General features: G+C 60.3%; 19 protein-coding genes. 8 read left to right on the plus strand and 11 right to left on the minus strand.

The genetic code is table 11. The annotated features are described in order from the left end of the window. Window positions 1-131 precede the first annotated feature (131 nt). Together ACWFVE_RS03540 and ACWFVE_RS03545 are read left to right on the plus strand one after the other, a co-directional pair. Window positions 132-1,280 (plus strand): GGDEF domain-containing protein, encoded by a 1,149-nt coding sequence (locus ACWFVE_RS03540; protein WP_447527910.1) that lies wholly within the window; start codon window positions 132-134, stop codon window positions 1,278-1,280. 10 nt (window positions 1,281-1,290) lie between these two features. Next, the gene (locus ACWFVE_RS03545; protein ID WP_447527911.1) at window positions 1,291-2,082 is read left to right on the plus strand and encodes a PhzF family phenazine biosynthesis protein; all 792 of its coding nucleotides are present in this window, start codon (window positions 1,291-1,293) and stop codon (window positions 2,080-2,082) included. Window positions 2,083-2,161: 79 nt separating this feature from the next. Here the strand turns inward: ACWFVE_RS03545 and ACWFVE_RS03550 are convergent, their stop codons facing one another. The 4 genes from ACWFVE_RS03550 to ACWFVE_RS03565 all read right to left on the minus strand — a co-directional run bounded on the left by ACWFVE_RS03550 (window position 2,162) and on the right by ACWFVE_RS03565 (window position 4,413). Continuing rightward, window positions 2,162-2,458, minus strand: a complete 297-nt coding sequence (locus ACWFVE_RS03550; RefSeq protein WP_447527912.1) for a DUF1330 domain-containing protein — start codon at window positions 2,456-2,458, stop codon at window positions 2,162-2,164. 26 nt (window positions 2,459-2,484) lie between these two features. Further along, a complete protein-coding gene (locus ACWFVE_RS03555; protein WP_447527913.1) occupies window positions 2,485-3,162 on the minus strand; it encodes a type 1 glutamine amidotransferase domain-containing protein in 678 nt (225 codons plus the stop codon). 29 nt (window positions 3,163-3,191) lie between these two features. Then, window positions 3,192-3,815: a TetR/AcrR family transcriptional regulator gene (locus tag ACWFVE_RS03560; RefSeq protein WP_447527914.1), complete on the minus strand. Its 624-nt coding sequence runs from the start codon at window positions 3,813-3,815 to the stop codon at window positions 3,192-3,194. A 79-nt stretch (window positions 3,816-3,894) separates the two neighbouring features. Next, on the minus strand, window positions 3,895-4,413 hold the full coding sequence (locus ACWFVE_RS03565; protein WP_447527915.1) for a cupin domain-containing protein: 519 nt from the start codon (window positions 4,411-4,413) through the stop codon (window positions 3,895-3,897). 346 nt (window positions 4,414-4,759) lie between these two features. Between ACWFVE_RS03565 and lldD the strand changes: the two genes are divergently transcribed. Both lldD and ACWFVE_RS03575 read left to right on the plus strand, forming a co-directional pair. Next, entirely contained in the window at window positions 4,760-5,920 is a 1,161-nt protein-coding gene (gene lldD, locus ACWFVE_RS03570) for an FMN-dependent L-lactate dehydrogenase LldD (RefSeq protein ID WP_447527916.1), read from the plus strand. A gap of 182 nt (window positions 5,921-6,102) precedes the next feature. Then, on the plus strand, window positions 6,103-6,633 hold the full coding sequence (locus ACWFVE_RS03575; RefSeq protein ID WP_447527917.1) for a hypothetical protein: 531 nt from the start codon (window positions 6,103-6,105) through the stop codon (window positions 6,631-6,633). Between the two features lie 97 nt (window positions 6,634-6,730). Here ACWFVE_RS03575 and fhuE read toward each other — a convergent pair whose 3' ends face one another. Together fhuE and ACWFVE_RS03585 are read right to left on the minus strand one after the other, a co-directional pair. Next, a complete protein-coding gene (gene fhuE, locus ACWFVE_RS03580; RefSeq protein WP_447527918.1) occupies window positions 6,731-8,878 on the minus strand; it encodes a ferric-rhodotorulic acid/ferric-coprogen receptor FhuE in 2,148 nt (715 codons plus the stop codon). A 151-nt stretch (window positions 8,879-9,029) separates the two neighbouring features. Beyond that, window positions 9,030-9,431, minus strand: coding sequence for a MerR family transcriptional regulator (locus ACWFVE_RS03585; protein ID WP_447527919.1), 402 nt, complete (start codon window positions 9,429-9,431; stop codon window positions 9,030-9,032). A 72-nt stretch (window positions 9,432-9,503) separates the two neighbouring features. Between ACWFVE_RS03585 and ACWFVE_RS03590 the strand changes: the two genes are divergently transcribed. Then, entirely contained in the window at window positions 9,504-10,523 is a 1,020-nt protein-coding gene (locus ACWFVE_RS03590) for an SO_0444 family Cu/Zn efflux transporter (protein ID WP_447527920.1), read from the plus strand. A gap of 29 nt (window positions 10,524-10,552) precedes the next feature. Here the strand turns inward: ACWFVE_RS03590 and ACWFVE_RS03595 are convergent, their stop codons facing one another. From ACWFVE_RS03595 to ACWFVE_RS03605, 3 genes are all read right to left on the minus strand, one after another. After that, the gene (locus ACWFVE_RS03595) at window positions 10,553-11,080 is read right to left on the minus strand and encodes a hypothetical protein (protein ID WP_447527921.1); all 528 of its coding nucleotides are present in this window, start codon (window positions 11,078-11,080) and stop codon (window positions 10,553-10,555) included. Between the two features lie 364 nt (window positions 11,081-11,444). Then, window positions 11,445-12,884: a PQQ-dependent sugar dehydrogenase gene (locus tag ACWFVE_RS03600; protein ID WP_447527922.1), complete on the minus strand. Its 1,440-nt coding sequence runs from the start codon at window positions 12,882-12,884 to the stop codon at window positions 11,445-11,447. Then, window positions 12,881-13,312, minus strand: coding sequence for a DUF2231 domain-containing protein (locus ACWFVE_RS03605; protein WP_447527923.1), 432 nt, complete (start codon window positions 13,310-13,312; stop codon window positions 12,881-12,883). Before ACWFVE_RS03605 ends, ACWFVE_RS03600 begins: the two co-directional genes overlap by 4 nt. A gap of 502 nt (window positions 13,313-13,814) precedes the next feature. Here ACWFVE_RS03605 and ACWFVE_RS03610 point away from each other — a divergent pair. From ACWFVE_RS03610 to ACWFVE_RS03620, 3 genes are all read left to right on the plus strand, one after another. Beyond that, window positions 13,815-14,537: an MIP/aquaporin family protein gene (locus ACWFVE_RS03610; RefSeq protein WP_447527924.1), complete on the plus strand. Its 723-nt coding sequence runs from the start codon at window positions 13,815-13,817 to the stop codon at window positions 14,535-14,537. A gap of 58 nt (window positions 14,538-14,595) precedes the next feature. Further along, window positions 14,596-16,101, plus strand: a complete 1,506-nt coding sequence (glpK, locus tag ACWFVE_RS03615) for a glycerol kinase GlpK (protein WP_447527925.1) — start codon at window positions 14,596-14,598, stop codon at window positions 16,099-16,101. 155 nt (window positions 16,102-16,256) lie between these two features. Continuing rightward, window positions 16,257-17,000 carry an ion transporter gene (locus ACWFVE_RS03620; RefSeq protein WP_447527926.1) on the plus strand — a complete coding sequence of 248 codons (744 nt, stop codon included), beginning with the start codon at window positions 16,257-16,259 and terminating at the stop codon, window positions 16,998-17,000. 38 nt (window positions 17,001-17,038) lie between these two features. Here ACWFVE_RS03620 and msrQ read toward each other — a convergent pair whose 3' ends face one another. Together msrQ and msrP are read right to left on the minus strand one after the other, a co-directional pair. Next, window positions 17,039-17,659 carry a protein-methionine-sulfoxide reductase heme-binding subunit MsrQ gene (gene msrQ, locus ACWFVE_RS03625; protein WP_447527927.1) on the minus strand — a complete coding sequence of 207 codons (621 nt, stop codon included), beginning with the start codon at window positions 17,657-17,659 and terminating at the stop codon, window positions 17,039-17,041. A 16-nt stretch (window positions 17,660-17,675) separates the two neighbouring features. Next, complete coding sequence (gene msrP, locus ACWFVE_RS03630; RefSeq protein WP_447527928.1) at window positions 17,676-18,692, minus strand: protein-methionine-sulfoxide reductase catalytic subunit MsrP; 1,017 nt, start codon at window positions 18,690-18,692, stop codon at window positions 17,676-17,678. Between the last annotated feature and the right edge of the window lie 89 nt (window positions 18,693-18,781).

Consider the following 18,781-nt stretch of genomic DNA (forward strand, 5'->3'; position numbering starts at 1 on the left):
GTTACCGTTGCCTCTCATTTTAAGTATTTATCCCCCCCGTTTTTTGAAAGCGTTTTACCGAGCCGCGCAAGCGCCGAACGCAACCAAAAAACCGTAAAGGGTCGTTTAACGCCGCAACGGAGCTTAAGCCCATGCTGGATGTAGTAATGAAGTGTTGGTCGCCGGGAGTGGCGGGCAATTCGACTCGGCTGCGCCGGCAGATAGAGCTTTGCAACCAGCTCTGTTTGTTCTGCATCGTGGCCACTTTGCCGTACCAACTCTTCTACATGCTTTACGATGTCGCCTTTTATCGTCCCATTTTGCTCATGAGCACGTTGTTCGTCGTAATCTGCCTTGTCATCATGTTCCTTAACCACCGGCGACGGTATAACGCCGCCAGAAACACGTTGGTCGCCGTTCTTGCCGTGTATCTGCTGCTCAAAACGTCCTTTTTAGGAGCCGACTCCGGGGTGCCTCTCTATTATTTCGCACTGGCGGGCGTGCTGATATTTTTGTTTCCTCACTTTACCTGGCAAACCTACGGCGTGATGATGGGGGGCTGCGGCGCACTTTACGTCATCGCGCATTTCGTGTTCGCAAGCCGCTCGTTTACGCCGATACCCGCGCCCTGGACCGACATCATGTATGGGGTCAGCGTGACGTGCGTATTGGTGATGTTGGGCGTACTGCTTTATCTTTTTCGACATCAGATCGAGCAAGCCGAAGACGAGCTAACGCTGACCAATCAGGCGCTGCTAACGCTTAGCAGTACCGATCCACTGACCGGGCTTGCCAATCGGCGAGTAATGCACGAAACGCTCAAACGGGAGTGGCGAAGGCTGACGCGAAAGCCCAACGCGCTCTCTATCATCATGTGCGATGTGGACCACTTCAAGCAGTTCAACGACCACTACGGCCATAACGCCGGGGATGACTGCTTGCGGCGCATTGCCCGCGTCCTGGAGGGGGCCGTGTCGCGCTCCTCCGATTTAGTCGCCCGCTTTGGCGGTGAAGAGTTCGTGTTTATCCTGCCGGGCATCAATGAAAAGCATGCTCGCCATCTAGGCGAAAAACTGTGCAAGGCGGTACGTGCGCTCGATATCCCCAACGCGGGTACGGCTTCGGGGTGGGTGACGATCAGCCTCGGCATAGCCAGCCTTGATCCCGCCAATTGCCCGATTCAGCGTACCAATACCGGGGAGGGGCTTTTGAACATGGCCGACAAGGCGCTTTATCGGGCGAAAGACAACGGCCGTAACCGGGTCGAGTTTTTGCCCTACCCACGCACTGACACACGCTAACGGAGAAAGAATGCAGATTGCGCTTTATCAGGTAGACGCCTTCGCCACAAAGCCCTTCGAAGGCAACCCGGCGGCGGTATGCCCGCTGGATACGTGGCTCGACGACAGCGAGCTTCAAGCGATCGCCGCAGAGAACAACCTGTCCGAAACCGCTTTTGTTGTACCGCTGGAGGCGGGCTACCACCTGCGCTGGTTTACCCCCTCCGTCGAGGTGGATCTATGCGGCCATGCGACCCTGGCCGCCGCCTGGGTGATTTTCAACGAGTTGGGCGATACGCGCGACGTTCTTCATTTTGAGACGCGCAGCGGCGTGCTGATCGTGCGCCGGGAAGGTCAGGCGCTGGCCATGGATTTTCCGGCCAAAACGCTTGCGCCTTTCGACCACCATGACGAGGTAGCCGCCGTGCTTGGTGGTATCGAACTCGAAGCGCTTTTGATCGCCGATGATATCGTGGCGGTGGTGCGAGACGCGGCCGCGACCGAAACTCTCGAGCCGGATATGCAGTTGCTGAAAAAACTGCCCGGGCGGGGCCTGGCGGTCACCGGTCAAGGGGAGGAGGTGGACTTCATCTCCCGCTGGTTTGGCCCCAACGTCGGCGTGGAAGAAGACCCGGTCACGGGATCGGCGCACACCGCGCTTGCGCCTTACTGGGCCGAACGGCTGGGTAAGCCCTTACTGACCGCCCGCCAGGGCGGCGCGAGAAAAGGCGAGCTTGGCTGCACCGTTCAAGGCGAACGCGTGGTGATCAAGGGCCGCGTAGCACCATATTTGAAAGGCATGATCACCCTCGGCGAGCGTTAAGCGGCCATGTAAGTATCTTAAGAAGCCGGAAAGTAAAAAGGCCGTTCGCGGATGCGCGAACGGCCTTTTGCTTGGCTTTTTACGCCTCTTCGAGCCCGTCGACGAGCAACACCCGGTAGTCCGCGCCTTGGAAACGGTGCTTGCGCGCCGCCTGGTAGGCGGGGCTTTGGTACCAGGCGCGGGCGGCGTCCATATCCGGGAAGCGCAGAATCACCGCGCCTTCCATGTCGCTGCCTTCCATCACTTCAAAATCGCCGTAAAACGCCAGCGGCTCCGGGTCGTGGCCTTCGCGGGCAGCCTGGGCTTTCTCTGCGTAGCGGGCCAGTTCTTCGGCGTCGTGGGTGCGTTCACGGATCAGTACGACATAAGCGGACATTCGATTCTCCTGTTGTGGGCCGGCGCTTAGGAAAGCTTTTTCAAAAGCGCTTGAGCGGTGGCCTCAGAAGAGCCCGGGTTCTGGCCGGTGATCAACAGGCCGTCTTCTACCACGTAGACGCCCCAGTCGTCGCCCTTGCTGTACTCACCGCCGTGCTGCTTGAGCATGTCTTCGACCAAAAACGGCACGACGCTGGTCAGGCCCACGGCGTCTTCTTCGCTGTTGCTGAAACCGGTCACCTTACGGCCCGTCACGAGCGGCTTGCCGTCGCTGCCCTTCACGTGGCGCAGGACACCCGGCGCGTGGCATACGGTAGCCACCGGCTTGTGGGCGGCCATGGCGTCTTCGATCAGTTTGATCGAGTCCGCGCTCTCGGCCAGATCCCAAAGCGGGCCGTGGCCGCCGGGATAGAACACGCCGTCGAACTGGGAGAGGTCGACATCGGCCAGTTTGTGCGTGTTGGCCAGCGCCTTTTGCGCTTCGTCGTCGGCCTCGAAGCGGTGGGTGGCGTCGGTTTGGGCATCCGGTACGTTGCTGTTAGGGTCGAGCGGCGGTTGGCCGCCGGCCGGGGAGGCCAGTGTCAGCGTCGCGCCGGCGTCCAGAAAGGTGTAATAGGGCGCCGCCAGTTCTTCCAACCAGAAGCCGGTTTTGTTGCCGGTATCGCCCAGCTGGTCGTGCGAAGTAACTACCAAAAGAATATTCATCATTGAATCCTTTAAAGGTTGGGGCTGGTTTAGCCGGTTGAATAAGGCCGTTGATTTAATAAAGCGTAGGTGGCATTGAGGGCGGCCTCCAGCGGTACGTCGTCCCGCGTGATCTTGGCGCGCAGGCTGGCACCCAGCCACAGGTGGTAAAGCGTGGCGGCCAGTGCCTGGGCATCGCCCTGAACGCTTTCGGGCAAGCCAAGTGAACTATCCGCCGTGGCCGCGTCGATAGCCAGTGCCAAACGGTCGATCACAGCGTCGGTGCCACGCTCGAGCACGTGGCGCATGTTCTCGGAAAGATCACTCACTTCCGCGGCCAGTTTGACCGCCAGGCATTTGCTGTTCGGCGCATCGAAGCGTTGGGTATCGCGCCAGTGATGCCAGTAGCTCAAAAGCCGCTGGGCGTTGGACGCACCGGGCTGGGCCAAGCGCTCTTCGAGCTGCGCGAGGTAGCCTACGAAGTACTCTTCCAGTAGCGCTTCGCCAAACGCCTCCTTGGAGGAGAAGTAGTGGTAAAAGGAGCCCTTGGGTACGCTGGCGGCTTTGAGAATTTCATTGAGGCCCACCGCCGCAAACCCCTTGCCGCCAATGATGCTCTGGCCGGTGGTAAGAATGCGTTGCCGGACATCGCCGGTAATAGGTGTCATGGTCATGGCGTTAGACTACTCTTCATTAGACCAGTCGTCTAGAGGGGCTGAGTTTTTTGCCAACACCCGCCTCGACAAAAGCGGCTTATCGTGTGGGCTTCCAAAGGGTAGACAGCGTTCCGCCAATGGGGTCACCGGCGGGCAAGGTCACGGCGGCGATACGCTTTTGGGCCGCCTCCAGCCTGGCCGGGTCGCCCCGTTCCAGGTCCGACGCCTGGTTTGGTGGGTAGGCGCCGACCATGCAAAAGCCGTCGCTATCCTCCAGGCAGGCATGGCCGGTACCGGCGGGCAGCACCAGCACGTCACCGGCTTCGAGCGTCACCTCGGGCCCGTTGGGCCCACCCAGTTGCGCCCGGGCTTGGCCGCGAAAAACGCCCAACGCCTCGTGGGCATTGGTGTGGAAGTGCTGAAAATCATACAGGTGGTAACGCCAGGACGGCGGCCAGCCGTTTTGTTCGAACATGGCCTCGAATTCACGCGCGCAATCTTCGCTGTCGCTATGATCCACCACATTGCGATAAAGCAGCACCGGCAGCGGCGAGTTGGGAAACCCCGTGGCTTCGTCGCCCTCCAGGTAGAGTTTTTCGGGTTGCGGTGGAGTCATCATCGCCTCCTGAGGCAGTCGCTAAAAAAGAAGCAGCTAAAGGGAGCGTAGCAGTGTGTTGGCGCTACTGCTTCGTTTGAATATTGCCCAGGTCTTTGGTGCTAAACCGCTTGTGCGGCTAATCAGTGAATGTGCATAAGCGTTTTAAACGCGATCTGAAAAGACGCTGTGAGCGGGACTATGGCCTACCTCTAAGCGTGGTCGGCCTTGGGTCGTGCTATAGACTAAAGTTGAGGATGCGGGATCGCTCGCCGGGCGGCGTTACTTGGTACGCTAGCTGTAGCAGCGTAGGCGTTAGATGTGCAGTCACTTCCTTGTTTCCCGTATCGAGAGTTAAGGCGAATTCATGATCATTTCCAGCCCTTCGGATTACCGGCAAGCCGCCAAGCAGCGCGTTCCTCGCTTTCTTTTCGACTACCTCGATGGCGGCTCGGTCACCGAGAGCACGCTGCGCGGCAACGTCGAGGCGCTGCAGGGCATTCCGCTGCGCCAGCGCGTGCTGAAAGGCGGCGGCACGCCCACGCTGGATACCGATATTCTGGGGAGCACGTGGAAGATGCCGGTCGCACTCGCCCCGGTGGGCGCCACCGGCCTGTACGCCCGGCGCGGCGAAGTACAGGCGGCGCGCGCCGCCGAGAAGGCGGGCATTCCCTACACGCTCTCGACGGTCTCGGTCTGTTCAATCGAAGAGGTCGCCCGGGAGGCCCACGGCGAGCAGTGGTCGCAGCTTTACGTCTTGAAAGACCGCGGCTTCATGAAAAACGCCCTGGAGCGCTCCTGGGAGGCGGGCATGAAGACGCTGGTGTTCACCGTGGACATGCCGCTGCCCGGCTCGCGCTACCGCGACCGCCGCTCGGGTATGTCCGGGCCCAACGCCAAACTGCGCCAGTACGCCCAGGCGATTACCCACCCGCAGTGGGCGTATGACGTGGGGCTTAAGGGCAAGCCGCTGTCGTTTGGCAACATCGAAGCCTACACCGGGCGCAAGATGGGCATGGAAGATTACATGGGCTTTTTGGCCAAGAACTTCGACCCCTCGATCAGCTGGGACGAACTGGCCTGGATTCGCGAAAGCTGGAAGGGCAAGCTGATCATCAAGGGCCTGCTGGATAAAGACGACGCCCGCGAGGCCCAGCGCATGGGCGCTGATGGCATCGTGGTCTCCAACCACGGCGGCCGCCAGCTCGACGGCGCGATCTCCACCGCCCAGGCGCTGCCCCACATCGTCGAGGAAGTGGGCGACGAGCTGACCGTGCTGGCGGACTCCGGCGTGCGCTCAGGGCTCGACGTGGTGCGCATGCTGGCCCTCGGCGCCAAGGGGGTGCTGCTGGGCCGCGCCTACGCCTACGCGCTGGCCGCCCGGGGCGAGGCCGGCGTTTCGCATCTTCTGGAACTGATCGCCGCGGACATGCGCGTGACCATGACGCTGATCGGCGCCAACTCCCCCGCCGAGATCAACCAAAGCCACCTGGACGCGGTGGTGAAAGAGCTCAAGATGAGTGAGTAAGTGGTTGGTCGAAGCATCTTAAATTTAATTTGAACCTCCTGTGGTGGCAGCCATCCAAAGGCCAGATTCTTCGAGGTTTTTCGCTTGGCGAACACCTCGAAGGGCATTATGCAGGCTCTGCAATGAGTCTGACGGGCCTCTTGCGAAGTGGTCGTTTTACTATCGATAAGGAGTGTTGAGCCGTGCTGCACAACGTTAAACCGCTAAAAAAGTGCCTGCCATTTGTCATGCTGGGCGTCGCTGTCTCGGTGCCTGCTTTCGCGCAGACCCTGGACCCATCCGACCCTGACGATATGGCCGAAATGCAGCAGCAGATGGTCGAGATCGCGCTCATGCAGCCTGGTGCTACCACCACGAGTGACGGCGCCACCTTACCGCTTTACCCGGATGCCGAGGTTCGGGTCCATTTCACCGACCCAAGCGTTATCCCCAGCATGGATGGCGGGACCCTGGGTGAAGATGCGCTGCCGACGATCATGATGGCGTCCGAGGATTCCGTTGCAGAGGTCACCGACTTTTATGAAGAGCAGCTCGACGGCTTTACGCGGCTGGACTACGAGGCAGAAGGCGTGACCTTCGGGAAAGGGTTGCCGGAGGACTTGAGCCCGATGGAGTTCGAGCGCTGGGCCAACCTCGTGCCGTACCATGAGCACGTGTCCATTTACGAACAGTCCGGCGAGACGATCATCGAAATGGCCTACCAGCCGGAGTAACGCAGCGCCCTTCGTGACCCATAAACGCCCTTCTCGAGCCGGTCGAGAAGGGTGTTTTGCATTTAATGCCCTGCAGCCGCGGGGTAGCGTGGTTTGCCTAGAAGTCGTAGCGCAGCGTGGAGGAGATGCTGCGCGGCTCGCCGTACACGCCGTAGCCGCCCACGTGGCTGTAGTACTTCTCGTCGAAGAGGTTTTTCAGGTTGACCTGCAGGCTAAGGTCCGAGGTGAACTGGTAGCGTCCGAACAGGTTGGTCAGGGTGTAGCTTCCCTGCTCGAACTCGCTGGGCAGACCCGCCGGGGTGGTCAGGCCGTTGGCGACCAGGCTGCTTTGCCAGTTCACGCCCCCGCCCAGGGTCAGCTCCCGGTGTTGGGGTACGCTGTAGCTTGCGAAAAGGTTGAACAGCGAACGCGGCTGGTCGATGTTGAGGACGTCTTCGTCGTCCTTGGCGGTGAAGTGGGAGTAGCCCAGGGTCATGTCCAGGTCCTCGGTCACCGCGCCGCTAAGCTCTACTTCGAAGCCTTCGCTGACCACGCCGTCCACACCGGTGTAGAAGGTTTCGGTTTGGCCCGGCGCCATGGGCAGGGCCGCGGCGACGTTGTCCTGCTCGATGCGAAATATCGAGGCCGAGCCGTTCAGCAAACCGTTGAACCAGGCGGCCTTGAGACCGGTTTCGTAACTTTTGCCCACTACCGGGTCCAGGTAGGTGCTGGCGGGGTCGCGGAAATCCTGGGGCTCGAAGATTTCGGTGTAGCTTGCAAACGCGGAGTAGGTGTCGTTGAAGTCATACACCAGGCCGCCGTAGGGAGTGACTTCGTAGGTGCTTTGGCTGTCATTGCTGCGCGCGGTTTGGGTCATGCCGCTCCATTCGGTGTAGCGCGCCCCGGCTATCAGGGTGAGCGGGTCGGCCAGTGAAAAGCGCGCGGCGGTGTAAACGGCTTTTTGCCGCGTGCTGGCCGCCTCGGAGGGTGTGAAGGGCGCCCAGCCTTCATTGGGCGCCGCCCCGTTGTAGCGGTTGAAATCATCGGCCTCGAAGCCGTCGATGAAGGTGTTCTCGTAGTCGTTGGTTTGCTCGCTGTAGTTGGCGCCGACGACCAGCTCGTGCTCGCGGCCCAGCAGCGTGAAGGGCCCGCTTGCCTGGGCATCGACGGAGTCGACTTCGCGCTGGCCGCGGTTCCAGCCGGTATAGAAGGACACGCCACTGCCATCCAGCCGGTCGGGCAGGGTGCCTTCCACGTAGGGGTAGGCCAGTTTACCGTCCATATCGGTCTCTTCATGGGTGCCCACCACGCGCACCTGCCAGTCGTTGTCGAAGCGGTGGCTTAGCTCGGCGAAGACTTTTTCCGACTCGAAGTCGTAGTAGGACCAGTCCGGCGCTACGCTGAACGAACGCGAGTAGTCGGTGCGGGTGCCATCGCTGTACCAAAGCGGCAGCCCGCCCCAGGTGGGCGAAGAAGTGTGACTGTCCTGATAATCGAAGCCCAGCGAAAGTGTCGTGTTGTCGGTGACGTCGGCGTCGACCACCCCGTAGCCGAAGGTGCGGCGCTTGTCCTGGCGGTCCAGGTGCGCGCCGCCCTCTTCATAGCCGCCGATAAAACGGGCGCGCACGTCGCCCGAGGCGCTCAGCGGCGTGGTTAAATCCACGGTGCTACCGCGCTTGTCCCAACTACCCAGCGTACCGGAAACCGAGCCTTCGAATTCGCGGCTATCGGCGCGTTTGCGTACGAAGTCGACCGAGGCCCCCGGGTTGCCCGAGCCGGTCACCAGTCCGTTGGCGCCGCGAATGACTTCGACGCGATCGTAAATCGCCGTATTGAGCCGGCCCTCGCCGAAATACCAGCGGCTGTCCCGGTTGAGGGTCGGGATCCCGTCATACTGGTAGCTGTTGATCCGAAAACCGCGGGAGTAAAAGCCGACGCGTTCGCTGTCGATAGGGCGCGCGGCGATACCGGTGGTATTGGCCAGCACGTCTTCGATGGAATCGAGGTTTTGGTCGCGAATGCGCTGCTCGGTCACGATACTGATCGCCTGGGGCAGCTCTTTTTGGCTAAGCGTCAGGCCCGTGCCGGCGGTGGTGCTTCTACGTGTGTAGCCAACGTTTTCGTAGAGGTTGGTGCCAATCACCGTCACGGTTTCGAGTGCCTGAACGTCGTTATCGGTTTGCGCCATGGCGTTACCGGCGCCTAGCAGGCTTACGCAGGTTAGCGCCGAAACCGCCGTGTAGACGGCAAAAGGTGCGGTTTTCATAGGATCCCTTGAGCGAGCGTTATATGCCTTATAAACAGGCGTTATATCTATGGCTACGCTGGATCATATAAAAACGGTTATCTTATGTAAATCTACATGAGAATTATTTATATTTAATTTTTATGAAGTTCTTTTAGCTCCCGTCCTCTAATCACTGCTGATAAAGCGTTTGAATGATTTGGCAGTGGGCGGTGTCGCCCCCACGGCACTGGCCGATCACCTGGCGAAGCTCGCCTGCCAGGGACTCGAGCGCCTTGATGCGCTCTTCCAACTGCGCCAGGTGGCGGCTGGCGATGGCATCCACCGCGGCGCAGTCGTTGTTGGGCTGGTCGGAAAGCGCCAGCAATTCTTGAATGGTAGAAAGGTCGAGGCCCAGGTGGCGGCCGTGGCGAATAAAGTTGATACGCTCGAGCGAGGCCTGGCTGTAAAGCCGATAGCCCTGCTCACCCCGGGCAGGGGGCGTGATGAGCCCACGCTTTTCGTAATGGCGGATACTCTCTGGCGAGCAGCCGGTCTGTTTGGCGATTTCTCCGATACGGTAGGACGGTTTCATTGGCTTGACCCTGTAATGGTTACAGGGTTTATCTTGGTGCATATCTACTCGGTCCACCAGCGGGAGACGACGATGGAGATGATGACGAGTTTGCTAAGCGTTGCACTAAGCGCGGCGCCTTGGCTTTTGCTGGGGCTGTTCGTGGCCGGGCTGGTCAAAGCCTGGCTTTCCGAGCGCTTGCTGATGCGCTGGCTGGGCGGTTCGGGCCTTGGCAGCATTCTGCGTGCTTCGATCATCGGCATGCCGCTACCGCTTTGCTCCTGCGGCGCCATTCCCACGGCGATGGCACTTCACCGCGGCGGGGCCGGGCGCGGGCCCACTACGTCGTTTTTGATCAGCACCCCCGGCGTCGGCGTGGACTCGATTTTTCTCACCAGCGCGCTACTGGGGCCTTTAATGGCGCTTTTGCGCGTGCTAGGGGCACTAGTCACCGCGATCGTGACGGGCATTTTGGTCAGCCTGACCGGTGAGCGGGCCGCGCCCGCTGCGCCGGTTTCGAGCTGCTGCGCCTCGGGTGGGTGTGGCTCGGCGCCTAAAGAAGCCAACCCGCCCGGTGGCTTACGGGCCGGGCTTCGCTACGCGTTCAGCGATTTGCTGGATGACTTCAGTGTCTGGATATTTGCAGGGCTCCTGCTGGCCGGCGTGCTCATGACCTGGGTCTCGCCCGAGGCGCTCGCCCGGTTTTCCGGCGGGCCCTTGGCACTGGGTTTGATGGCGATTATCGGTATTCCGCTTTACGTATGCGCGGCGGCGGCCACGCCTATCGCGGCCGGGCTTTTAATGGCAGGCATCACCCCGGGCATGGCGCTGGTCTTCTTGCTGGCCGGCCCGATTACCAGCCTGGCAACGCTGGGCGTTTTCCGCCGTGAGCTGGGTAGCCAAGCGCTGGCAGTTTACCTGGCGGCCATTTTGGTGGTCACGGTGCTGATTGGTTGGGGCGTGGATATTTTGCTGGCGTGGACCGGGTTCGACCCGGTTAGCCAAGCGGGGCAGGTTCAGGCGCTTTTGCCCCCGGCGCTCGAGTGGGCGGCGCTGCTGGTGCTTGCGTTTTTCGCGCTGCGTCCGCTTCGCCGGCGAGCGCTGGGGTTCTAAACTAAATTTGCCCCGTGATCGAGATGGCCTCAATCGTCGTTGCGTGACTCGACCGGGGCCGGGGTGATGTCGATGGGTTCGCGCTCGCTCAGGCGGCGCTGGTCCAGCGTCTCGTGGGCGATGCGGTAGCAGTCCTCGATATGTTTGTTGCCCATATACTTCATGGCGGTATAGCTGATACTGCCCGCTACGGCGCTACCGATGATCGGTACGAACTTCGAGGCCCCCTTGGTGGCCACCTTGAAGCCCATTTTCTGCAGCAGGTTGATGACCAGCTTACGGGTGATGTACTTGCCGGCCATCTGGCTGCCCGTATTCGAAATCGCGGTCATCATCATTACCTTGGATTCGGTATCGAGTTCGTCGATCTGCTCGGGGGTCAGGCCGAACTGCTCGTTGATTTGGGGAATCAGACGCAGCAGGATCGCCACGTCGGAGCCGATATCCAGCCCCGGAACGGGGATCACGGCGGCCCCGGCGGAAAGGGTCGAACTGCGTTTCACCTTCTTCTGGCAGACCCGTTTAATGGCCTCGAGATCTTCGATTGTTTCGATCATGGCAGGTTTCTCCTTGAGTCTGCATTGCAAGCACGCGCATCGCTGCTTTCCTTGCGGCTCGTTACCCTTGGCTTAGGCGCTCGGATGAACGTTTGGGCTGCAGGATTAAGCCCTTGCACGAACGTATTATTCAACGTCCGGGAATAAGAGCGTAGTCAATATGGGCACGCCTTACACCATAATACGCACCGGTGACGCCTTTGCTAACGACCACCGGGTTATCACCCGGGCTTGGCATCGCGATCGATGAAGACCGGCTCAAGGCGCTGAAGCTCGATATCTAAAGGGGAGAAGGGAAGCAGAGGGGAAAAACAGAGGGGAAAGGCAGGAATGCCCGGCGAGGGTGGCTCGCCGGGCAAGGGGCTTATGACTCGGACGTGTCCGCGTCGGGATCTTGCTCGTCGGGTGCTTCTGTGTCTGCTTCCGGGGCGTCTTGTAGCGTTTGCTCCGAGGTATCTTCATCTTCCTCAGAAGCCGACGGCTCGTCAGCGCTTTGCTCAGAGGCGGTCACCGGCGGGTTGTCCGGGGTAATCCGCCACACCACGTTGGTCAGGTCATCGGCGACGATGACCGCGCCATCCGGGGCCACGGTAACGCCGACCGGGCGACCCAGGGCGTTGCCGTCTTCGGTCAAAAAGCCGCTGGCGAAATCGACCGGGTCACCGGCGGGGCTGCCGTTCTCGAACGGGATGAACACCACCTTGTAACCGACCGGATCGGCGCGGTTCCAGCTACCGTGTTCACCAACGAACACGCCGTCGGCGTAGTCATCGCCTACCTCGGGGATCGAGAAGGCGACCCCCAGGGGCGCGACGTGGGAGCTCAGGCTGTAGTCCGGGGCGATCGCGGCGTCGACCAAATCCGGCTTTTGCGGCTGCACGCGCGGGTCGACGTGTTGGCCCCAGTAGCTGTAGGGCCAGCCGTAAAAGCCGCCTTCCTGCACCGAGGTGAGGTAGTCCGGCACCAGGTCCGGGCCCAGCTCGTCACGCTCGTTGACCACTGCCCAGAGCTGGTCGGTCTCCGGTTGAATGGCGAAGTCGGTGGGGTTTCGCAGGCCCGTGGCGTAGGGGCGGTGAGCCCCGGTCTCGGCGTCGATTTCCCACACCTCGGCCCGGTTCACCTCGGCGTCCATTCCGCGCTCGGTGATGTTGCTGTTCGAGCCGATGCCCACGTAGAGATACTCGCCATCGGCGCTTGCGACCATCGCCTTGGTCCAGTGATGGTTGATCTCGGCGGGCAGTTGGGCAATCACTTCCGGGGCGCCCTCGGCCTCGAGCTGGCCCTCTTCGTAATCGAAACGTACCAGCGCATCCTGGTTGGCCACGAACAGACCATCGTCGATCAACGCGAGCCCGTAAGGCGCGTTGAGGTCTTCGGCAAAGATGGACTGCTCGTAGGTGCCGTCGCCGTTGGGGCGCAAAATCGTCAGGCGGTCGCCGCTTTCGACCGAGGTGTTGCCCTGGCTTTTGATGTAGCCGGCGATGACATCCTTGGGCTTGAGCTGCGGGGCGTTACCGCCGCTGCCTTCCGCCACCAGGATATCCCCGTTAGGCAGCACGATGGTTTGGCGCGGCACCATCAGATCGGTGCCGATGGCGGTAATCGTATAGCCCTCGGGCACGGTGGGCTTTGCATCGCCCCATTCGGCGGGCTCGGGAACGGTCATGTCCGGCAGCAAGCCGCGCTCGGGCTCGGGCAGGGTCGGGTTGGGGCCATAGGGCTGTTCGACGTCGGCGGCGTTGACGCCGGTGGCCACTAAAAGCGCGGAAAGCGGGGTTAAATATTTGAGACGAAAGACATTCATGAAGCTACTCCAACAGCGCGCGTACGGGTAAAACCCAAAAAAATCGCTACCAGGCTCAGCAGAGTGATCACCACCGATAGCACGAGCCCGGTGGGCATCATCGCCCAGGCATCCCTGGCGTGGACGAGCGCGTTAACCAGGCCCAGCGCCCAGGTCACGACCAAAAGCGCCAGGTAAAGAAAGGAGCGCGTCGTGCGGTGGTCGGCGCGGAACAAGCCGATTAAAGCGGCGAGAATCGCGAAGCCGTTGAAGATCAGTCCCCCTGCGATCAGCCAGGAGGCAAAGGTTGCCCACTGAATATGGTAGCTCGACGAGTAGGCGTAGTCGGTGAGCGCCGCCCCCAAAAAAAGCGGTAGCATACCGGCCAGCAGTACGGCGTGAAGCGGGTGGATCCCGCTACGGTAAGTAGGGTGTGCAGATGCCTGCATGGTGCGCTCCTCCTTGATGAATGACCCGATGCGGTTGCCGCTTGGGAAGACCGCGTTCCAGACGGGCTCGTGGTTTGCCGCTCTATGAGCCGTTAGGCTGAGTATAGGAGACGTTTAGCGAGCTTAGAAAGCTTTCCTTGTCGTCACGCTCTTTTACCGAGCCAGCCGCGCCCTGGTAAAAGCATGGGACTACGTCTATTTTTTCGATAATTGACAAAAATGCGTTTTCATGAAAACGCCTAGCCTTCTTTTTCTGTCCGTAAAACAACGTAATGAACTAATGTCTAACATAAAAGAAAATCGTTTATAATCAAATTTATAAACCAAATTAGCCGGCTTTTTCGGATTTTTGTATTGTTTTTTCCAATGCCCCCGATAGGATGCCAAAAAGAACATGGTATTTTCGGAATTGAAAATACCGTCGCTTCCGGTTGCACCGCGCGGGCAGGGCGGGTGAAGCAATAAACCCAAAAGAAGTAATAAACCCAAAAGTTGGATAACGATGTTTGCAACCATTTTTCTACACGAAATCGCCGGCACGGCCATCCTGACGCTTCTGGGCTGCGGGGTCGTGGCCAATGTGCTGCTCAAGGGCACCAATGGCAACGGAAGCGATAGCATCGTTATCTTTTTCGGCTGGGGGCTGGCGGTGTTTTGCGCGGTATACGTTGCCTTCGATACCGGGGCGCATATCAACCCGGCGGTAACCATCGGTTTATTGATGAGCCCGGCCAGCGAGTACGCGCCAGGCATTCCCGTGACCGCGATGACGACGTTGGCCTACCTGATCTCTGAAGTGATCGGCGCCTTTTTGGGAGCGCTCGTGTGCTATTTGGCCTACAAAAAGCATTATGATGCCACCGAACAGGCCCCGGCTATTTTGGCGACGTTCTCCACGGGCCCGGCGATCCCCGCGTTGGGGTGGAACCTGGTCACCGAGATTATCGGTACCTTCGTGCTGATCTTTGTCATTATCATGTTCGGTAACACCCCGTCCGGGCTTGGGCCGCTTGCAGTGGCGCTGCTGGTGGTCTCGATCGGCGCCTCGCTTGGGGGCCCCACCGGCTACGCGATCAACCCGGCGCGGGATCTGGGTCCGCGCATTGCCCACGCGCTGCTTCCCATCAAACACAAGCAGGGTAGCAATTGGGCCTACGCCTGGGTCCCGGTCCTGGGGCCATTGATCGGCGCCTCGCTTGCCGGGCTGGCCGCTCACGTTTACTAATTCGTTTACACTTTACCGTTACTTTCTTAACTAAACGCCAACGCTTGAGAGGCATTTCATGAGCCAGAAAAAATACGTTCTCGCGATCGATCAAGGCACCACCAGCTCACGGGCAATGCTATTTGATCATGAAGGCCACGTTGCCAGCATGGCCCAGCACGAGTTCGAGCAGATCTTTACCAAACCCGGCTGGGTCGAGCACTGCCCGCGGGAGATCATGACCAGCGTGCTCACCACGCTGACCGAGGTGATCAACCAAAGCGGCGTGGACGTAACCGAAATCGCGTCCATCGGTATCACCAACCAGCGCGAAACCACGGTGGTGTGGGACAAAAATACCGGCCAGCCGGTGCACAACGCTATCGTTTGGCAGTCGCGCCACTCCGCCGAAATCTGCGACGAGCTTCGCGAGGCCGGCCACGCCGACATGATTCGTGAGAAAACGGGCCTGGTGATCGACGCCTATTTCTCAGCCACCAAGCTCAAGTGGATTTTCGAGAACGTAACGGGCGTCAAGGAGAAAGCCGAGAAGGGCGATCTGCTATTCGGCACGATCGATTCCTGGCTTGTGTGGAATTTGACCGGCGGCAAGGTGCACGTCACCGATGTCAGCAACGCCTCGCGCACCATGCTATTCAATATTCGCGATCGCCAGTGGGACCCGGAGCTTCTGGAGCTCTTCGGCGTGCCGGCCTCAATGATGCCGGAAGTAAAATCCTCCAGCGAAGTGTACGGTCAGATTCAACCGAAGTACCTGGTAGGCCAGGAGATTCCCATTGCCGGTATCGCCGGCGACCAGAACGCGGCGCTGTTCGGCCAGGCCTGTTTCGAGCCGGGTATGGCCAAGAACACCTACGGCACCGGTTGCTTTACCCTGATGAACACCGGCACCACCGCCACGCCCTCCAAGAACGGCCTTCTGACCACGGTCGCCTGGGAAGTGGACGGCACTCTGGAGTACGCCCTGGAAGGCAGTGTGTTCGTGGCGGGCTCGGTCATTCAGTGGCTGCGCGATGGTATGCGCATGCTGGGCAAGGCATCGGATTCGGAAGCCTACGCAACCCGCGCCAAGGATAACGACGGCGTTTATATGGTGCCTGCGTTTACCGGCCTGGGCGCACCGTATTGGAACTCCAACGTGCGCGGCGCCATGTTCGGGCTCTCACGGGGGACCCAAAAAGAGCACTTCATCCGTGCGGCGGTCGAGTCGCTGGCCTATCAGAGCACCGACGTACTCAAAGCCATGCAGGCCGACGCCGGGCTCGACCTGAGCGAACTGCGCGCCGACGGCGGGGCGATCGGTAACGACTTCCTCGCCCAGTTCCAGGCCGACATGCTGGGCGTGGACGTACTGCGCTGCGAGGTAAACGAGACTACTGCGCTCGGCGCTGCGTACCTGGCCGGTTTGGCCGTTGGGTTCTGGGCGTCTCGCGAAGAGATCTCCGAGCAGTGGGCCATCGAGCGCCGCTTTACCCCGGAAATGAAGGCGGAAAAACGCGATGCCCTCTACGCCGGCTGGAAACAGGCGGTCAACGCCACCATGGCGTTTCACGTCGAGTCCTGAATAACGGGCTAAACGATGTGCCTAAAAGCCTCTGGTTCGCCCAGAGGCTTTTTCATGTCCGCATCTCAAACGGCGAAGGTAGTGTAAGCGGATGTTCGGCGTAGTATTCTGAAAAACGCCCGATAGCCTAACCCGATAGCCTAAAGAGACGACGCATGAAAAGAGCCGAGCTTTATCGTCAGTTAGCACCGGAGGCGCGCCCGCAGTTAGGGCTTTCCGGCGTTAACCGGGTGATCTGCCTACTCATTCTACTCGCTTCGCTTACGGCCATTTTGGAAACCGAGTCGACGTTACGCGACCCGGCGCCGCAGCTTTTTACCGCGCTGGAGGCGCTGTTTGTCGCGCTATTCACCGTCGAGTATCTGGTCCGGCTTTACGCGGTAGGCGAAAATCCGCGCTATCGCGGAGTGAGGGGGCGGCTTCGCTATATCTTTTCGTTTTGGGCGCTGCTCGATCTTGTGGCTATTTTGCCTTTTTTCATCGGCTTCATACATCATGACAACGCGTTTTTACTGCGCCTTCTACGACTGGTGCGCATGCTACGCTTGGCACGTTTGGGACGCTTTAGTCAGGCTTGGTCGTCGCTTGCTGATGCGTTGAAAACGCGTGCCTACGAGCTGTGGCTAAGTGCAGGCGTCGCCGGGCTTTTGCTGCTGTTCTCTTCGTGCTGCCTCTATGTGGTAGAGGCCGATGTGCAGCCAGAGGCTTTTGGGAGCGTTCCTCGGGCGCTTTGGTGGAGCATCGCGACCTTGACCACGGTCGGCTATGGTGACGTAACGCCGGTCACCGCGCTGGGTAAATCCTTTGCCGGGCTCACGGCGGTGGCGGGTATCGGGCTTATCGCCATGCCCACGGGCATTCTAGCCGCAGCGTTTAGCGAAGCGTTCAGGAAAAAATAAGCGCTATTTCCCTCCGGCAGGAAGACATCGCATTCCACTCACGTGCGCTTCAAGTGCTGACGCAGCCTGGGCAGCGCCCGGGCAATCGGCGGCAGGCGGGTAGCCAGCAGCAGCGTACCGATAGCGGCGTACACGGCCCATTCCTGCATGTCCGCGCGCACCACCCAGAAAAAGTGCAGGAGCATCAAACCCAGAATCGGATAGGCGAGTTTGTGCAGCGTTTTCCAGCGCTTGCCAAGTTTGCGCATGGCGGCGCGATTGGACGTGGCCCCCAGCAGCGCAAGCCCAATGAGCGCCAGCATCCCTACGATGATGTAGGGGCGTTTGACGATCTCGGCGCCCAAAAGCGCCCAGTTGAGCCCGAGTATGAAAAGCGCGTAGCAGCAAAGGTGCAGGCTGGCGTAGGCCAATGTCCAAAGGCCCAGTTGGCGGCGAATCAGCGCAAAGCCCTTCCAGCGGGTGAGTTTGGAAAGTGGGGTCAGGCTAAGCGTTAAAAGCATTAGCCAAAGCCCGCCGATCCCGATATTGAGCAGCAGGTAGCGCCCGGGTTCCGGCCCGGCCGCGTTTTGATACACCTGCCAGCCCCAGTAAACGAGCGGCGCCAACGCGGCTAAAAACACCGCCCCGCGCCATAGTCGCCATTTGCCTTGTCCCGCCATGAATCGCGCCCCGCCCTTAATAGTTGGTCCTTAAATCCATCCCGGCGTAGAGCTTGGCGACTTCGTCTTCGTAGCCGTTGAACATGCGCGTATCGATGTTGTTCGGGCTGAACAGGCTGTTGGGCAGACGCCGTTCGGTGGCCTGACTCCAGCGCGGGTGGTCGACCTGGGGGTTCACGTTGGCGTAGAAGCCGTACTCGTTGGGGGCCAGCAACTGCCAGGAGTTGACCGGCTGCTCTTCGACCAGCGAAATCCGCACGATCGACTTGATGCTCTTGAAGCCGTATTTCCAGGGCACCACCAGCCTTAGCGGCGCGCCGTTCTGGTTGGGCAGCTCGCGGCCGTACATGCCGAGTGCGAGCATCGCCAGCGGGTGCATGGCTTCGTCCAGGCGTAGCCCTTCCACGTAGGGCCAGTCGATCAGCGCAAAGGAGGAGCGCTGCCCGGGCATCTGTTCCGGTTCGACCAGCGTCTCGAAGCGCACGTATTTGGCCTTGCTGGTGGGGTCGGCCCGGCGGATCACACCGGCAAGCGGAATGCCCAACCAGGGAATGACCATCGACCACGCCTCGACGCAGCGCAGCCGGTAGATGCGCTCTTCGAACTGGGAGGGGCTGGCAATATCTTCCAGCGTAAAGCGCCCGCCGTTGTTGACCTCGCCGTCGACCACCACGCCCCAGGGCTCGGTTTGAAGGCTCCCCGCGCGCTTGGCCGGGTCGCTCTTGCCGGTGCCGAATTCGTAAAAGTTGTTGTAGCCGCTGGCGTCGTCAAAGGGGGCCAGCGCGTCCTTGTCCGGGTCCTGGGGCGTGACGGCGCGCCACTCGGTCTGGGCGATTTTTTCATCGAGCCAGGCCGGTGCCTCCCCGCTTGGCACATCGGCGTAGTCTTCGCTTGCCTTGACGTTCCCCGAAAACGCAAGACCCGCGCCCAGGCCCACCACGCCGCCTAAAAAGCGGCGCCGGTTAAGGTAGACGGATTCGGGTGTGACGTCGGATTCGTGCAGGTCACCGGGTTTGGCGATTTTGATCAGCATCGGTATCTCCCTGACGCTAGCCTTTAGGGCGTCGTACCCCAGGGCGCGTTCTGTTCAGTTTTTATGCTTCTAGCCGGGTTGTCTAACCC

This window comes from Vreelandella mediterranea (assembly GCF_970647075.1).

Excerpts from the sequence above, each read along its gene's own strand:
- ACWFVE_RS03550 (WP_447527912.1), bottom strand. The coding sequence starts at position 2,458 with ATGTCCGCTTATGTCGTACTGATCCGTGAACGCACCCACGACGCCGAA.
- ACWFVE_RS03595 (WP_447527921.1), bottom strand. The coding sequence starts at position 11,080 with ATGATCGAAACAATCGAAGATCTCGAGGCCATTAAACGGGTCTGCCAG.
- ACWFVE_RS03560 (WP_447527914.1), bottom strand. The coding sequence starts at position 3,815 with ATGACCATGACACCTATTACCGGCGATGTCCGGCAACGCATTCTTACC.
- ACWFVE_RS03585 (WP_447527919.1), bottom strand. The coding sequence starts at position 9,431 with ATGAAACCGTCCTACCGTATCGGAGAAATCGCCAAACAGACCGGCTGC.
- msrQ (WP_447527927.1), bottom strand. The coding sequence starts at position 17,659 with ATGGCGGGACAAGGCAAATGGCGACTATGGCGCGGGGCGGTGTTTTTA.
- ACWFVE_RS03590 (WP_447527920.1), top strand. The coding sequence starts at position 9,504 with ATGGAGATGATGACGAGTTTGCTAAGCGTTGCACTAAGCGCGGCGCCT.
- ACWFVE_RS03555 (WP_447527913.1), bottom strand. The coding sequence starts at position 3,162 with ATGAATATTCTTTTGGTAGTTACTTCGCACGACCAGCTGGGCGATACC.
- glpK (WP_447527925.1), top strand. The coding sequence starts at position 14,596 with ATGAGCCAGAAAAAATACGTTCTCGCGATCGATCAAGGCACCACCAGC.
- ACWFVE_RS03610 (WP_447527924.1), top strand. The coding sequence starts at position 13,815 with ATGTTTGCAACCATTTTTCTACACGAAATCGCCGGCACGGCCATCCTG.
- ACWFVE_RS03565 (WP_447527915.1), bottom strand. The coding sequence starts at position 4,413 with ATGACTCCACCGCAACCCGAAAAACTCTACCTGGAGGGCGACGAAGCC.
- ACWFVE_RS03605 (WP_447527923.1), bottom strand. The coding sequence starts at position 13,312 with ATGCAGGCATCTGCACACCCTACTTACCGTAGCGGGATCCACCCGCTT.
- ACWFVE_RS03540 (WP_447527910.1), top strand. The coding sequence starts at position 132 with ATGCTGGATGTAGTAATGAAGTGTTGGTCGCCGGGAGTGGCGGGCAAT.
- fhuE (WP_447527918.1), bottom strand. The coding sequence starts at position 8,878 with ATGAAAACCGCACCTTTTGCCGTCTACACGGCGGTTTCGGCGCTAACC.
- lldD (WP_447527916.1), top strand. The coding sequence starts at position 4,760 with ATGATCATTTCCAGCCCTTCGGATTACCGGCAAGCCGCCAAGCAGCGC.
- ACWFVE_RS03620 (WP_447527926.1), top strand. The coding sequence starts at position 16,257 with ATGAAAAGAGCCGAGCTTTATCGTCAGTTAGCACCGGAGGCGCGCCCG.
- ACWFVE_RS03600 (WP_447527922.1), bottom strand. The coding sequence starts at position 12,884 with ATGAATGTCTTTCGTCTCAAATATTTAACCCCGCTTTCCGCGCTTTTA.
- msrP (WP_447527928.1), bottom strand. The coding sequence starts at position 18,692 with ATGCTGATCAAAATCGCCAAACCCGGTGACCTGCACGAATCCGACGTC.
- ACWFVE_RS03545 (WP_447527911.1), top strand. The coding sequence starts at position 1,291 with ATGCAGATTGCGCTTTATCAGGTAGACGCCTTCGCCACAAAGCCCTTC.